The sequence below is a fragment of the Mycobacterium sp. 852014-52144_SCH5372336 genome, from assembly GCF_001665615.1.
Classification (GTDB): Bacteria; Actinomycetota; Actinomycetes; order Mycobacteriales; family Mycobacteriaceae; genus Mycobacterium; species Mycobacterium neumannii_A.
The window spans coordinates 81,462-96,988 of the sequence record NZ_LZSW01000065.1 but is presented as its reverse complement, the minus strand read 5'-3'; the positions used below and the strand labels follow the sequence as shown (position 1 = coordinate 96,988).

Here is a 15,527-nt window from a genome sequence, read left to right as displayed (position 1 = left end):
TCCGCCCGGCCGCCCTCGCCCGCCCATGGGGAAAGGCGCATCTCGCACCGTCGTGAGCGCCGAATCTCTCAGGCGCCCGCAGCGGGTCGACGACAGAGGGGGAGGAACCCAGCGGTCCTCTGCCTGCACGCGTCTGGAGTAGCCCGAGTGTTCGATCACCATCAGCCCAATTTCGCCGACCGCCACATCGGACCGGATGCCGACGCCGTCGCCACCATGCTCGAGACGATCGGAGTCTCCTCGCTCGACGAACTCGCCGAGAAGGCGCTGCCGTCGGGCATCCTCGACGCGCTGTCGGCCGACGGTTTGGCCCCGGGGCTCGACCGGCTGCCCGCGGCCGCCTCCGAGGACGAGGCGCTGGCCGAACTGCGCGCGCTCGCCGACGTGAACACCGTGGCCGTGTCGATGATCGGCCAGGGCTACTACGACACGCTGACCCCGCCGGTGTTGCGCCGCAACATCCTTGAAAACCCCGCCTGGTACACCGCCTACACCCCGTATCAGCCGGAGATCAGCCAGGGCCGCCTCGAGGCGCTGCTCAACTTCCAGACCATGGTGACCGATCTGACCGGGCTCGAGGTCGCCAACGCGTCCATGCTCGACGAGGGCACGGCGGCCGCCGAGGCGATGACGCTGATGCACCGCGCAGTGCGCGGGCCGTCGAACCGGCTGGCCGTCGACGCCGACCTGTTCCGCCAGAGCGCCGCGGTGCTGGCCACCCGCGCCGAACCGCTCGGCATCGAGATCGTCACCGCCGATCTGACCCGGGGACTGCCCGACGGCGACTTCTTCGGCGTCATCGCTCAACTGCCGGGAGCCAGTGGCGCCGTCGTGAACTGGAGCGAGCTCGTCGCCCAAGCCCATGACCGCGGTGCTTTGGTCGCGATCGGTGCGGACCTGCTGGCGTTGACGCTACTCACCCCGCCCGGTGAGATCGGCGCCGATGTCGCGTTCGGAAGCACCCAGAGATTCGGTGTGCCAATGGGTTTCGGTGGACCCCACGCCGGATATCTGGCCGTGCACGCCAAGCACGCGCGCCAGCTGCCGGGCCGGCTTGTCGGGGTGTCGCTCGATGCCGACGGCGCGCCGGCGTACCGGCTGGCGTTGCAGACCCGCGAACAGCACATCCGCCGCGACAAGGCCACCAGCAACATCTGCACCGCGCAGGTGCTGCTGGCGGTGATGGCCGCGATGTACGTCAGCTACCACGGCGCCGACGGCCTGACCGGGATCGCCCGCCGGGTGCACCAGCGGGCGCGTGCGGTGGCGGCCGGGTTGACGGCAGCCGGGGTCGAGGTCGTGCACCGCGAGTTCTTCGACACCGTTCTGGCCAGGGTGCCCGGCCGGGCAGCGGCGGTGCGCGAGGCCGCCAAGACACGCGGCATCAACGTCTGGCTGGTCGACGACGACCACGTCTCGGTGTCCAGTGACGAGGCGACCACCGCTGCGCATGTCGAGGCGGTGCTGTCGGCCTTCTCGGCGACGCCGGTCGATTCGGAGTTCGACGGCCCCGGCATCGCGACGCGCACCTCGGAGTTCCTCACCCATCCGGCGTTCACGCGGTACCGCACCGAAACCGAGATGATGCGCTACCTGCGGTCGCTGGCCGACAAGGACATCGCCTTGGACCGCAGCATGATTCCGCTCGGATCGTGCACGATGAAGCTCAACGCGGCCGCCGAGATGGAGCCGATCACCTGGCCGGAGTTCGCGCGCCAGCATCCGTTCGCACCCGCATCCGACACCCCGGGGCTGCGGAAGCTGATCGCCGACCTGGAGCAGTGGCTGATCGACATCACCGGATACGACGCGGTGTCGCTGCAGCCCAACGCGGGCTCGCAGGGCGAGTACGCCGGCCTGCTGGCGATCCAGGCGTATCACGCCCAGCGCGGTGAGCCCGACCGGAACGTCTGCCTCATTCCGTCCAGCGCGCACGGCACCAATGCGGCCTCGGCGGCGCTGACGGGCATGCGTGTCGTGGTGGTGGCGTGCCGACCCAACGGCGACGTCGACCTCGACGACCTGCGCGCGAAGGTGAGCGAGCACGCGGATCGACTGTCGGCCTTGATGATCACGTACCCGTCGACGCACGGGGTGTACGAGCACGACATCGCCGACATCTGCGCGGCGGTCCACGACGCGGGCGGTCAGGTATACGTCGACGGCGCCAACCTCAACGCGCTCGTCGGCCTGGCCCGGCCCGGCCGCTTCGGCGGCGACGTCAGCCACCTCAACCTGCACAAGACGTTCTGCATCCCGCACGGGGGCGGCGGCCCCGGCGTCGGCCCGGTCGCGGTGCGCGCGCACCTGGCGCCGTACCTGCCCGGCCATCCGCTCGCCGAGGAGCTACCGGACACCTACACGGTGTCGGCGGCGCCGTACGGGTCGGCGTCGATCCTGCCGATCAGTTGGGCCTACATCCGGATGATGGGCCCAGGCGGGTTGCGCGCCGCCTCGCTGACCGCCATCGCGTCGGCCAACTACATCGCGCGTCGCCTCGACGAGTACTACCCGGTGCTCTACACCGGCGAGAACGGCATGGTCGCCCACGAGTGCATCCTCGACCTGCGCACCATCACCAAGCAGACCGGCGTGACCGTCGACGATGTGGCAAAACGACTGGCGGACTACGGTTTCCACGCACCCACCATGAGTTTCCCGGTGGCGGGCACGCTGATGGTCGAGCCCACCGAGAGCGAAAGCCTCGCCGAGGTCGACGCGTTCTGCGAGGCGATGATCGCGATCCGCGCTGAGATCGACAAGGTCGGCGACGGCACCTGGCCCGCCGAGGACAACCCGCTGCGCAACGCACCGCACACCGCGGAGTCCCTGCTGATCGACGATTGGAAGCACGCTTACACCCGCGAGCAGGCGGCCTATCCGCTGGGCAAGAACTACCGCCCGAAAGTGTGGCCGCCGGTGCGTCGCATCGACGGTGCGTACGGCGACCGCAACCTGGTCTGCTCGTGCCCGCCCGTCGAGGCCTTCGCGTAACCACCCAACTGCCCGCCGAACGTGGGTTACCCGCACGCCAAACGCGAGAAAAGTGTGCCGGTAACCCACGTTCGGCAACTAGGGGCGCGGCGTGTGAGCCGGGTCGTCGCCGGGCGCTAACCGAGGAAGTTCGCGATCGCCGCCGTCAGTTCGGGGGAGTCGGAGCTGGCGAGGTTCTGGTAGCTGCCGCCGCTGATCTCGGCAACCGCCTCCCAGGTTGCGCGATCGGAGTCCGACCCGAAGTCGATGACGTTGACGGCCACCGGCTTGGCATCGTCGAATGCGCCGCGGATGTACTGCTGCAACCCTTCTCCGTTGAGGGTCTGGTCGGTGTGCGGCCCGGTGGTGATCACCAGGACCGAATTCTCCTGTCCTTCGCGGAAGTTCGCCATCGCTTCGGTGTAGACCAGCCGCAGCGTGGTGAACGAGACCGCACCCCCTCCGGAGGCGGACTGTTGGTCCAGTGCTGACGTCAACGCCGCCGAGCGGGGCTGGCCGTCGACTTGGTCGCTCAGCGGTCCGGTGCTCACCTCCGAACGGCCCGCGGTTCCGTCGAACGTCCACAGGCCCACCGCCGACGAGGCCGGCAACGCCTGCAACCGGGCGTTCAGCGCGGCAACGACGTTCTGCAGCCGAGACCGTCCGCCTTCGTCGGTGGGCATCGACTGGTCGAGCATGATCGTCACCGCCGGGTTGGCCGCCGGGGCGGTCAGCGCGTTGGCCAGTTGCGCGCGTGTCTGGTCGTCGCCCACCGACATTGGAGCAGGCACCGGCCCGAAGTCCACGACGTCGCTGTCGGGCAGCGTTCCGCCTTCGGTGCGGAAACCGGCCTTGGCCAACTCCGCGAGCTGTTCGGGTTTGCGCATGAACCGGGCGAATTCGCTGGCCGCGCTCTTCTGTTCCTGCGACAGCCAATCGCCCGACACCAACACGGCCGGGTAATCGGCCACCGCCGCGGGACCGGGCGGCAGCCATCCCGAGACCACGCCGGCGGCATTGGGCAGACCGGCGCTGCGCTGATACAGCTGCTGTTCGGTGATGGCGACGGCGTGCACGGGAGCCGCCGCCGGATCGGATGCCTTGACCAGCGCGTCGAACGCCGTCGAGGTCTTCTTGTCCGGCAGCTGCGGTTGACCCGCCACGACGGTGTTCACCGCGCGTATGCCCTCACTGGCCGGCGCACCGGCGGGCACCGACGCGGCCGCGATCGCCTCCGCGGCGAGATACGACGCATCGCTGTCGCCGCTCAGTGGCAGCGCCAGCCGCAGCGCGCCCCAGCCGGCCAGATTCAGTCCGTCCAATGACGACGGATTGCTCTGTAATGCCGGAATGGTCGACCAGTTCTGTTGCGCCAGAGCGTTCTTCAACTCCGGCCGAACGGCCAGCACCACCGGCGACGTGGCCAGTGACCGGCTGTCGATGATCGCCTGCGCGCCCGACGAGGCCTCGAGCCGCGCCGCCGACACCGAGCTGCCCGGCACCCACAGCGCGGGACGATCGCCCAACTCTTGAGGCCACGCCTCGGTGAAACCGTTGACCACCTGGTCGGATTCGGCCGGTTTGACGCCGACCTTCACGCATTTGTCGGCCACCGGGGCGGCGGTCTCGTTGTACCGGTTCGCCAGCGACTGGATCGGCTCGGCGATGTTCGGGTCGACCACCACCGCGACGGACAGCTCACCGTCGACGCACCGCGCGGCGGCCTGATCGGTGCGGTCGGACAAGGCGTCACCGAAGAATCGCCACAGGATGACCGCGCCGACGAGCACAACGACCGCGACCAGGGCGGCGATGACGCCGACGCTGACACCACGCCTGCCCGGGGTGACCGCGCGATGGCTACCGGTCCACTCACCGCCCTCCCACTCACCGCTGTGCGCCGGGCCCGAGCGCGGCTGGACTCCCGGCGGGGGAGTCGATGCGCCGGTCTCGGGCTCCGAATAGTCGCGTTCGAAATCCGAGTAACCAGGGTCCTCCGGACCATCCGCATAATCGGGACGGTCGACGTCGCCGTACTCGGAGCCGTAACCTGCGTCATAGCTTCCGGGTCCCGGTTCCGGACGATCGCCGAGATAGCCGAAGCGTTCGGTCTCCGACTCGTCGTGACGATCGCCGAAATCCCCGCCTGCCGAATCTTCGGGATCCGGTTTACTGTGCCTGCCCACTTCCGCCCTCTACTTGCGACGCCGACCGGTCACCGGATCACGCACCGCCGTGTTCGGCCTTGTACTCGCGGCGGCGGCGATGCAGGATCGGCTCGGTGTAGCCGTTGGGTTGTTCGGCGCCCGAGAGGATCAACTCCTGCGCGGCCTGAAATGCGATGTTGTGGTCCGGATCCGTTGCCATCGGCTTGAATTCGGGATCCTGCTCATTCTGCTTGTCGACGATTGCGGCCATCCGCTTGAGGCTGGCCACCACATCGTCGGGCGTGATGACGCCGTGGCGCAGCCAGTTCGCCAGCAGCTGACTCGAAATGCGCAGCGTCGCACGGTCTTCCATCAGCGCGACGTTGTGGATGTCGGGCACCTTCGAGCAGCCGACACCCGCGTCGATCCAGCGCACCACGTAGCCGAGGATCGACTGGCAGTTGTTGTCGACCTCTTCGCGGATCTCCTCGGGCGCCCACGCCAGCTCCTTGGCCAGCGGCACGGCCAGCAGCTGTTCGACCCTGGTGCGCTTCTCGCCTTCGAGGTCCTTGTGCACCGCGTACACGTCGACCTCGTGGTAGTGCATGGCGTGCAGGGTGGCCGCGGTCGGCGACGGCACCCACGCGGTGGTGGCACCGGCCTTGGGCTGGCCGATCTTCTGCTCGACCATGTCGGCCATCAGGTCGGTCATCGCCCACATGCCCTTGCCGATCTGGGCCTTGCCGGAGAAACCGGTCGCCAGCCCGATGTCGACGTTCTGGTCCTCGTAGGCCTGGATCCACTGGGTGCTCTTCATCGCGCCCTTGCGGATCATCGGGCCGGCTTCCATCGAGGTGTGGATCTCGTCGCCGGTGCGGTCGAGGAAGCCGGTGTTGATGAACACCACCCGGTCGGCGGCGGCCTTGATGCAGGCCTTCAGGTTGACGGTGGTGCGGCGCTCCTCGTCCATGATGCCGACCTTGAGGGTGTTGGCGGGCAACCCGAGCACATCCTCGACGCGGCCGAACAACTCGACGGTGTAGGCCACCTCGTCGGGGCCGTGCATCTTGGGCTTGACGATGTACACCGAGCCGGTGCGGCTGTTGACCAGCGGGCCGTTGCCGTCTCCGGACTTCAGGCCGTGGATCGCGACGAGGCTGGTGAACAGCGCGTCCTGGATGCCTTCGAAGACCTCGACCTCTTGGCCGTTGGCGTCCGTCCGCACGATCGCGTCGTTGGTCATCAGGTGTCCGACGTTGCGCACGAACAACAGGCTGCGTCCGGGCAGCGTCAGCTCGCCCTCGCCGTCCGGGGTGGTGTAGGTGCGGTCCTCGTTGAGCTTGCGGGTGAAGGTCTTTCCGCCCTTGCTCACCTCTTCGGTGAGGTCACCGCGGTTGAGGCCCAGCCAGTTCCGGTACCCGAGCACCTTATCCTCGGCGTCGACGGCGGCGACCGAATCCTCGAAGTCCATGATCGTGGTGACGGCGGATTCCAGGACGACGTCCTTGATGCCCGCGGCATCGGTCGAACCGATGGGCGATTCCGGGTCAACGAGAATCTCGACGTGTAATCCGTTGTTGCGCAACAGCACCGACCACTGCGGCGAGCCGAGGTCTCCGGTGTAACCGACGAACTGCTCGGGTGCCGCGAGCCCGACCGACGAGCGCTCGCGCGAGGAGTCAGCAGCCGAAGCGTTGTCGTCGCCCAGGTCGACCAGCAGCTGGCCGTCGTCGATGCGCAGACCGGTGGCCTCGCTCCAGGTGCCGGAGGCCAACGGCGCAGCGCCGTCGAGGAATCGGCGGGCGTAGGCGATGACCTTGTCGCCGCGAACCTTGTTGTAGCTGGAACCCTTGTCGGCGCCGTCGTCCTCGGAGATCACGTCGGTGCCGTAGAGCGCGTCGTAGAGCGAGCCCCAGCGGGCGTTCGCGGCGTTCAGCGCGAAGCGGGCGTTGAGGATGGGCACCACCAGCTGAGGTCCGGCGGTCGTGGTGATCTCGTCGTCGACGCCCGCGGTGGTGATCGTGAAGTCGTCGGGCTCGGGGAGCAGGTAGCCGATCTCGGTGAGGAACGCCTTGTACGCGTCATGGTCGAGCGGCTCGATGACCCGCTGCCGGTGCCACTTGTCGATGCGGGCCTGCAGATCGTCGCGTCTGGCCAGCAGTTCTTCGTTCTTGGGCGTCAGATCGGCGACGACCTTGTCCACGCCGGACCAGAAGGTGTCGGGGTCGATGTCGGTGCCGGGCAACGCCTCGTTGTTGACGAAGTCGTACAGCACCCGGGCCACGCGCAGGTTTCCCACCGTCACGCGATCGGTCATCATTCCTCCTCGAACTGTCGTCCCAGCTTACCCAGCGGTAACCCGGCTTATCGTCAACCGGCTGGTCAGCCGTCCCGGGCTGCTGCGGTCAGAAGCCGTTCGCACCGATCGGCGAGGTCGTCCCGCAGCGGGGCCGCCCGCTCCGCGATGGTTTGCTGGATCCGCACGTATTCGGCTCGACCGGCCGGTGTCTCGATCGCGATCGGCTCGAATCCGTATTCGCGGAGATCATAGGGGCTGGCCCGCATGTCGAGTTCGCGGGCTTCGGCGGCCAGCTCGAGGCAGTCCATCACGAACTCCGAGTTGATAAGCGGGCCGAGCTTGAACGACCACTTGTACAAATCCATCGCGGCGTGCAGACAGCCAGGTTGTTCGGTGGCGACCTGGCTCTGCCGGGTCAGCTGTTCGGCGTTGCGTCCGGCGGCCGGTTCGGTGAAGAAGCGGAACGCGTCGAAGTGACTGCAGCGCAGAGGCATCGACTCGACGACCGCGTCGGTGCCCGCCGCGCCGAGCCGTAACGGCACCCGGTCGTGGCGCACCGTCGACGACCGGTAGACCATCGCCCACTCGTGCAACCCGAAACAATTCAGCCGGGCCGGGCGCGCCGCCGTCGAACGCAACAGCCGGACGACGAACCGCACGGTGTCGATCCGCGCCGCCAGGTACTCCGGGCTCACGACCACCCCGGAGTGGTCACTCGCGTACCCCGACCGGCTCAGGAAGCGCTGTGCGCCGCCGGCCAAAGCGAGACCGAAACCGGGGTGCCACATCCGCAACTTGGCGGGCCGCAAGCTGTAGTAGGTGAACAGGAAGTCCCAGACCGGGTGCTTCTCGCCGCGACGGGCGCGACGACGGTGCGGTGCGCAGAACGCGTCGGCCCGGCGCTGATGCGCCCGCTCTCGGGTGCTCCAGTCCGACTCGTCGAGCACGGAAGCGCCGCGCACGGCGACGTCAGACACGATGGGTCCCGTCGCGCACGGTGCCCACCAAGTCCTCGACGAGGTCCTCGAGCGCGACCATCGCCTCCACGCTGCCGTCGGGCGCGGTCACCAGCGCCAGGTGGCTGTTGGTGCGCCGCAGCCGCGACAACGCCTCCGGCAACGGGAGCGACGACGGAACCACCGGCAGCGGGCGCACCATCGACAGGTCCAGCACGGCGTCAGGGTCGTTGACGAAGGCCAGCACGTCCTTGATGTGCAGGTATCCCAGGTAGGTGCCGGAGGCGTCGGTGATCGGGAAGCGCGAGTAACCGGTCTCGGCCAGCGCCTCTTCGACGGCGCCGACGGTCGGCCCCGCCCCCTCGCGCGCCACCGACACCGTCCGAATGTCGCGCAGCGGGAACGCGACGTCCTTGACCGCGCGATCGCGAATCTGCAGGGCGCGGGTGAGCCTGCTGTGTTCCTCGGGGTCGAGCAGCCCCTCGGACAGCGATTCGGCGATCATCTCCGACAATTCGACCGTGGACACCGTGACGTCGAGTTCGTCCTTGGGCTCCACCCCGAACACCCGCAGGGTCACGTTGGCACACCAGTTGTAGAACGCGATCAAGGGACGTGCCATGCGGATCCACACCAGGTAGGTAGGTATCAGCAGCATGGCCGCCGACTCCGGGCCGGCGATCGCGATGTTCTTCGGCACCATCTCACCGAGCAGCACGTGCAGGACGACCACGATGGCCAGTGCGACGACGAAGGACACCGAGTGCAGCACCGCGTCGGGCACACCCACGGCGTCGAACGGCTTCTCCAGCAGATGCGCGACGGCGGGTTCGCCGACGCGACCGAGCAGGATCGAACAGATCGTGATACCCAGCTGAGCGCCCGCGAGCATCAGCGACAGGTGTTCACCGGCGCGGATCACGGTGACGGCGCTCTTCTTGCCCTGTTCGGCCAGCGCCTCGAGCCGATCGCGCCGCGCGGAGATCAAGGCGAACTCCGAGGCGACGAAGAACGCGTTGACGGCCAGCAGCAGCACCGTCAGCAGCACACCGAAGAGGTCACCCATCGGTACTTCTCCCGTCGACCTCGCCGGTGCGGCCCAGTTCGGTGAGCTCGAGCAGGTCGATTCGGCGGCCGTCCATGCGCAGCACGGTGGCCAGCCAGCGATTCGGACTCTCGAGCGGACCGTCCGGGTCGAACGCCTCGAGCTCGACCGACTCACCTTCGTCGGGGATGTGCCCGAGCTTCTCGAGAACCAGGCCGCCGATCGTCTCGTAGTCGCCCTCGGGGGCGCGGAACGCCGTGGCGCTTGCCACCTCGTCGATGCGCAGCAGGCCCGATATCTGCCAGCCGCGGCCCGCGGGCACCACATCGGGGGCCTCGTCGTCGTGCTCGTCGCGGACGTCGCCGACGATCTCCTCGATCAGGTCCTCCACGGTGACCATGCCCGCGGTGCCGCCGTATTCGTCGACCACCAGCGCGGTCTGGAGGCCGTTGGCGCGGATCTGGGTCATCACCGTGTCGCCGTCCAGAGTCGATGGCACCTTGGCGACCGGCAGCGCCAGCGACGCCAGCCGGGTGGTCGCGCGTTCGTCGATCGGCACCTCGAACACCTGCTTGACGTGCGCGATCCCGATCGTCTCGTCGAGGTCTCCGCGGATGATCGGGAAGCGCGAGTATCCCGTCCTGATCGCGGCGGTGACCAGCTCGGCGACCGTCGCGTCGGCGTCGAGGGCCTCGATCTTCTGCCGGGGGGTCATGAGCTCCTCGGCGGAGCGATCACCGAACCGCAGCGACCGGTCGACCAGCACCGCGGTGACGGGATCCAGTGCTCCGCTGCGGGCCGAACTGCGCACCAGCGACACCAGTTCCTGTGGGGAGCGCGCCGAGCGCAGCTCCTCGGCGGGTTCGATGCCGAGGCGACGCAGGATCATGTTGGCCGTGCCGTTGGTCAGCCGGATCAGCGGGGTGAACAGCGCCGAGAACAGCAGTTGCGGTCCGGCGGACCAACGCGCCGTCGGCACGGGCCGGGCGACCGCGAGGTTCTTGGGCACCAGCTCGCCGAACACCATCGAGATCGAGGTGGCGATCGCGATGGCCAGCACCAGCGCCAATCCGCCGGTGTAGGCCGGGGGTATGCCGATCGCGTCCAGGCCGGGGTGGATCAACCGCGCGACGACGGGTTCGGCCAGGTAACCGGTCGCCAGCGTGGTGATCGAGATGCCCACCTGGGCGCCGGACAGCTGGAACGACAGCGTGCGGTGCGCCCGCTGGACCATCTTGTCGCGTCGGTGGCCGCTGCGTGCGTTGGCGTCCACGGTGATTCGCTCGAGCGCGGTCAGCGAGAACTCGGCGGCGACGAACACCGCGGTGCCCGCCGTCAGCAGCACGATCGCCAGCAGAGACAGCACCGTCGAAGCGACGCTCATCGGGGTGTCCTCGCGCAGATGCCGGACCTGTTGCCCGGCCGTCTAGAGGAAGGCTCGGCGTCGGGAGGCTCGGGCCGCTCGGCCCGGTTGGCCCCCTCTGCAACCCGGGCCTCGACGGGTGCCTGCGGCACGGGATCCCTTTCGCGTAGAGGACTGAAGGAAACCCATGGTAACGGGTGATCTTGCGGGGGAGGGATCACCAACCCGTGGGCAGTGGATGCCCCTCGGCGAAGCCGGCCGCCGACTGCACGCCGAGCACCACCTTTTCGTGCAGTTCGCCCAGATTCGCCGCGCCGACGTAGGTGCAGGTGCTGCGCACCCCGGACGTGATGTGGTCGAGCAGGTCCTCGACACCTCCGCGGGACGGATCCAGGCCCATCCTCGACGTCGAGATGCCCTCCTCGAACAGCGCCTTGCGGGCCCGGTCGAACGACCCGTCACCGGCGGTTCGGGCGGCCACCGCGCGTTTGGACGCCATTCCGTAGCTCTCCTTGAAGGGCTGATTGTCGCGGTCGCGCATCAGGTCGCCGGGGGACTCGTAGGTGCCCGCGAACCACGAGCCGATCATCACGTTGGATGCGCCCGCAGCCAATGCCAATGCGACATCACGCGGGTGCCGGATACCGCCGTCGGCCCACACGTGCGCGCCCAATTGCCGTGCCGCAGCGGCACATTCAACGACCGCGGAGAACTGGGGTCGCCCGACGCCGGTCATCATGCGCGTGGTGCACATCGCGCCCGGTCCGACACCGACCTTCACGATCGACGCCCCCGCGCTGAGCAGGTCCCTGGTGCCCTCGGCGGAGACGACGTTGCCCGCGGCCAGCGGCAGCCCGAGGTCCAACGACGAGACCGCCTTGATCGCATCGAGCATCTTGACCTGGTGTCCGTGGGCGGTGTCGATCACCAGCAGGTCCACCCCGACCTCGGCCAGGCTGCGCGCCTTTGCGCCGACATCGCCGTTGATCCCGACCGCCGCAGCGATCCGCAGGCGGCCGCTGTCGTCGACCGCGGGTGTGTAGATCCCCGCCCGGACCGCACCGGTACGCGTCAGCACGCCTGCCAGCGTCCCGTCGCTCTCGGTGAGCACCGCCACGTCGACCGGGGCGTGCTCGAGCAGGTCGAACACCTTGCGCGGCTCGGTGCCCACCGGCGCGGTGACGAAGTCGGAGACCGCGACGTCGCGCACGCGGGTGAACCGGTCGACGCCCTCGCAGTTCGCCTCGGTGACCAGGCCGATCGGCCTGCCCTCGAAGGCGACGACCGCGACGCCGTGGGCACGTTTGTGGATCAGCGCGGTCGCATCGGACACCGAGTCGTCGGGGGAGAGCACCACGGGAGTGTCGACGACGAGGTCGCGGCTCTTGACGAAGTCGACGGTCTCTTTCACCGCGGAGATCGGCAAGTCCTGCGGCAGCACGACGATGCCGCCGCGACGGGCCACCGTCTCGGCCATCCGCCGGCCGGCGACGGCGGTCATGTTCGCCACAACGACCGGGATCGTGGTGCCCGAGCCGTCGGCGGTCGACAGGTCGACGTCCATCCGGGATTGGACATCCGAGCGTCCGGGGACGATGAAGACGTCGTTGTAGGTCAGGTCGTATGCGGGCCGGTGGCCCTCCAGAAATCGCATGTCGGTCCAAGTCTAGTGGCCCGACGACGCCCGGTTCCCTGCCGAGAGAACGCTAGGCCTCGACCTCGCTGAGGTCCCCGCTCCACAGCGTGTGGAACCGCTTGGCGGGGTCGGTGTCGATGCGGCCGTAGGTGTGCGCGCCGAAATAGTCCCGCAGGCCCTGCGTGAGGGCAGCGGGCAGGCGCTCCTGGCGCAATCCGTCGTAGTAGGACAGTGCCGAGGAGAAACCGGGGATCGGGATGCCCAGTTCGGTGGCGGTGATGACGACGCGGCGCCAGCTGTCGATCGCCGCCTCGATCGCGCTGCGGAAGTACGGCGCGACGATCAGCGTCGGCAGGTCGGGGTTCTCGTCGAAGGCCTCTTTGATCCGGTTGAGGAACTTGGCCCGGATGATGCAGCCGCCGCGCCAGATGGTGGCCATGTCGCCGGGGGTGATGCCCCAGTCGTATTCGGCGCTGCCGGCCTGGATCTGGTTGAAGCCCTGCGCGTAGGCGATGATCTTCGACGCGTACAGGGCTTGGCGGATGTCCTCGACGAACTTCTCGGCGTCACTGGGCTTTTCACCGAGGTCGCCGGAGGCCAGGCCGGTGGTGGCCTTGCGCTGGGTCACCGATCCCGACAGAGCGCGCGCGAACACGGCCTCGGCGATACCGGTCACTGGGACGCCGAGGTCGAGTGCTGATTTCACCGTCCAACGTCCGGTGCCCTTCTGCTCGGCCTCGTCGAGGATGACGTCGACGAGCGGCTTACCGGTCTTGGCGTCGGTCTGGCGCAACACCTTGGCGGTGATCTCGACCAGAAAGCTGTCCAGGTCGCCGGAATTCCATTCGTCGAAGACGTCGGCGATCTCGCCGGCCGACTTGCCCAGCCCGTCGCGCAGCAGTTGGTAGGCCTCGCCGATCAGCTGCATGTCGGAGTACTCGATGCCGTTGTGCACCATCTTCACGAAGTGGCCCGCCCCGTCAGGCCCGATATGGGTGCAGCAAGGGACGCCGTCGACATGCGCCGAGATCTCCTCGAGCAGCGGACCCAGCGATTTGTAGGACTCGGCCGGGCCGCCGGGCATGATCGACGGCCCGTTCAGCGCACCCTCCTCGCCGCCCGAGATGCCGGCGCCGACGAAGTGCAGCCCGCGCTCGCGCATCGCCTTCTCGCGGCGGATCGTGTCGGTGTAGAGGGCGTTACCGCCGTCGATGATGATGTCGCCTTCCTCCATCGCATCGGCGAGTTCGTTGATCACCGCGTCGGTGGGGTCCCCGGCCTTGACCATGATCAGCACCCGCCGCGGCTTCTCCAGAGCGTCGAGGAACTCGGCGATGGTCTCGCTGCGCACGAACTTGCCCTCCGAGCCGTGCTGGTCGAGCAGCGCGTCGGTCTTGGCGATCGAGCGGTTGTGCAGCGCGACGGTGTACCCGTGCCGGGCGAAGTTGCGCGCGATGTTGGATCCCATGACGGCAAGCCCGGTCACCCCGATCTGAGCGGTACCGGTGGTCGCGGAAGCGGATACGTCAGAGCTCATGCGGGCAGCCTTTCGTTGTTTTGTTGTGTGAACGCCTCGTTCGCGCCGCTTGCCCCTAAGCGGTGAACAGCCGCTGCAGTTCGGTCAGCCACGGAAGCACCACCGCGAAGGTGGGCACCACGAGCACCGCGGCCGCGGTCGTGTACGCGCCTGCGGCCAGCACCCGGCTGTTGGGCCGGCCTCCGAGCCGACGTACCCGTAGCAGGGTGGTGGGTCCGCCCGCGGCCAGCGCACCCGACGGCGTACGACCGGCCGCGCACGCGACGAGCGCGCGGGCCAGGGGAGTGGGACCGGCGATGCGCACCGCCGCGTCGTCGGCCAGCATCTCGACCAGCAGTCGGACCGCGTCCAGCGCGCTTCCGCTGCGGACGAAGCGTGGGAACGCCGCGTTCACCGCGGTGAACATCTCCAGCACGAGATCGTGCCGGGCGCGCAGGTGCGCGCGTTCGTGGCTGAGGATCGCCGAGATCTCGTTGTCCGCCAATGTCGTCAGCGTGCCCTCGCTGACCACGACGCGGCTGCGCACGCCCGGCAGGCAGTACGCCAGCGGCTGGTCCACGTTCAGGATGCGCAACCCGTCACCGGCGTGGGCGTGGACCCACTTCTGCGACTTGCCCACGAGGTCGACGACCATCCGGTGGTGGGCGCGACGGCGCCGCGTCGCGATGGCCACCTGCAACACCGACACGATCAGCCGCGCACCGATCACCAGTGTCAGCGCGAAGACCACGACGTAGGCGATCCACACCGGCCAGCCCATGACGGCGATCTCGCTGGTGATGGTGGCGGTCGGCCGACCGTCGGGACCCGGCGCGAAAAGCCTGCTCGCAATGGCGATTCCGGCCGAGAAGGCCGACAGGACGGCGGCCAGCGCGATCGCCTGCCACAGCACAATGGCCGCTCGCGGTGCGCGGAACGGCCACGACGCGCGCGCCAGGACGGCGGGCACCGGTCCCGACAGGACCAGCGCCAGGACGGTGAAGGCCAGCGCGGACACGCCGTCAGTCTCTCTCAGCCGGTGCCCGAATTACCAGCGGGCGGTGAAACGCGAACCTTGCTCTCCAGTTCGGTCAGTGCGCGACGCAACGCCGCGGCTTCGTCGGCGCCGACGCGCTCGACAAAATGCACCAGCGCGGCTTCCCGGCTGCCCGAGTCGGCGGCCTGGTCGAGCGCGTCGACCATCAGGCCCGCGACGAGTTCATCGCGGCCGTGGGTTGGTGCGTATCGGTGGGCGCGGTCATCGCGGTGCTGCACGACGAGGTTCTTCTTCGCCAGCCGCTGCAGCACGGTCATGATCGTGGTGTACGCCAAGTCGCGTTGGGCGGCGAGCGCCTCGTGAACTTGGCGCACGGTTTGGGGTTCGCGAGAGGACCACAAGTGATCCATCACCGCGCGTTCCAGTTCCCCCAGACGCGTCAACTTCGCCATGGTCCGTTCATCTCCTAGAGGCTATTGATCCAGCGTACTACGTCTTACTACGGTGCGTCGTATTTCGCCTGGTGGACAAGGGCCCACCGTCGCCCGGCTCGAACCTCCGCCCGTGGTCACCGCCCATCCGAAGGGTGGTGTGA

10 protein-coding genes are annotated in these 15,527 nt (G+C 68.4%); 1 reads left to right on the top strand and 9 read right to left on the bottom strand.

Annotation, left to right across the window (positions count from 1 at the left end; all coding sequences use genetic code 11):
• Positions 1-147: 147 nt before the first annotated feature.
• Positions 148-2,994 carry an aminomethyl-transferring glycine dehydrogenase gene (gene gcvP, locus A5759_RS23945; RefSeq protein WP_068201758.1) on the top strand — a complete coding sequence of 949 codons (2,847 nt, stop codon included), beginning with the start codon at positions 148-150 and terminating at the stop codon, positions 2,992-2,994.
• Positions 2,995-3,110: 116 nt separating this feature from the next.
• Here gcvP and A5759_RS23940 read toward each other — a convergent pair whose 3' ends face one another.
• The 9 genes from A5759_RS23940 to A5759_RS23900 all read right to left on the bottom strand — a co-directional run bounded on the left by A5759_RS23940 (position 3,111) and on the right by A5759_RS23900 (position 15,384).
• Entirely contained in the window at positions 3,111-5,159 is a 2,049-nt protein-coding gene (locus A5759_RS23940) for a substrate-binding domain-containing protein (RefSeq protein WP_068201756.1), read from the bottom strand.
• Between the two features lie 37 nt (positions 5,160-5,196).
• Positions 5,197-7,437: a malate synthase G gene (locus A5759_RS23935; protein WP_068201911.1), complete on the bottom strand. Its 2,241-nt coding sequence runs from the start codon at positions 7,435-7,437 to the stop codon at positions 5,197-5,199.
• A gap of 65 nt (positions 7,438-7,502) precedes the next feature.
• A complete protein-coding gene (locus A5759_RS23930; RefSeq protein WP_082962263.1) occupies positions 7,503-8,396 on the bottom strand; it encodes a 3-methyladenine DNA glycosylase in 894 nt (297 codons plus the stop codon).
• Positions 8,389-9,441, bottom strand: coding sequence for a hemolysin family protein (locus tag A5759_RS23925; protein WP_068201754.1), 1,053 nt, complete (start codon positions 9,439-9,441; stop codon positions 8,389-8,391). Before A5759_RS23925 ends, A5759_RS23930 begins: the two co-directional genes overlap by 8 nt.
• Entirely contained in the window at positions 9,434-10,804 is a 1,371-nt protein-coding gene (locus A5759_RS23920; RefSeq protein WP_068201752.1) for a hemolysin family protein, read from the bottom strand. Before A5759_RS23920 ends, A5759_RS23925 begins: the two co-directional genes overlap by 8 nt.
• Before the next feature lie 196 nt (positions 10,805-11,000).
• On the bottom strand, positions 11,001-12,437 hold the full coding sequence (locus tag A5759_RS23915; protein ID WP_066843934.1) for a GuaB1 family IMP dehydrogenase-related protein: 1,437 nt from the start codon (positions 12,435-12,437) through the stop codon (positions 11,001-11,003).
• A gap of 52 nt (positions 12,438-12,489) precedes the next feature.
• Complete coding sequence (gene gndA / locus A5759_RS23910; protein ID WP_068201750.1) at positions 12,490-13,956, bottom strand: NADP-dependent phosphogluconate dehydrogenase; 1,467 nt, start codon at positions 13,954-13,956, stop codon at positions 12,490-12,492.
• Between the two features lie 55 nt (positions 13,957-14,011).
• Positions 14,012-14,953, bottom strand: a complete 942-nt coding sequence (locus A5759_RS23905; protein ID WP_068201748.1) for a M56 family metallopeptidase — start codon at positions 14,951-14,953, stop codon at positions 14,012-14,014.
• 14 nt (positions 14,954-14,967) lie between these two features.
• Positions 14,968-15,384 (bottom strand): BlaI/MecI/CopY family transcriptional regulator, encoded by a 417-nt coding sequence (locus A5759_RS23900; RefSeq protein WP_066843927.1) that lies wholly within the window; start codon positions 15,382-15,384, stop codon positions 14,968-14,970.
• Positions 15,385-15,527 lie beyond the last annotated feature (143 nt).

Excerpts from the sequence above, each read along its gene's own strand:
- A5759_RS23920 (WP_068201752.1), bottom strand. The coding sequence starts at position 10,804 with ATGAGCGTCGCTTCGACGGTGCTGTCTCTGCTGGCGATCGTGCTGCTG.
- A5759_RS23925 (WP_068201754.1), bottom strand. The coding sequence starts at position 9,441 with ATGGGTGACCTCTTCGGTGTGCTGCTGACGGTGCTGCTGCTGGCCGTC.
- A5759_RS23915 (WP_066843934.1), bottom strand. The coding sequence starts at position 12,437 with ATGCGATTTCTGGAGGGCCACCGGCCCGCATACGACCTGACCTACAAC.
- A5759_RS23900 (WP_066843927.1), bottom strand. The coding sequence starts at position 15,384 with ATGGCGAAGTTGACGCGTCTGGGGGAACTGGAACGCGCGGTGATGGAT.
- A5759_RS23935 (WP_068201911.1), bottom strand. The coding sequence starts at position 7,437 with ATGACCGATCGCGTGACGGTGGGAAACCTGCGCGTGGCCCGGGTGCTG.
- gndA (WP_068201750.1), bottom strand. The coding sequence starts at position 13,956 with ATGAGCTCTGACGTATCCGCTTCCGCGACCACCGGTACCGCTCAGATC.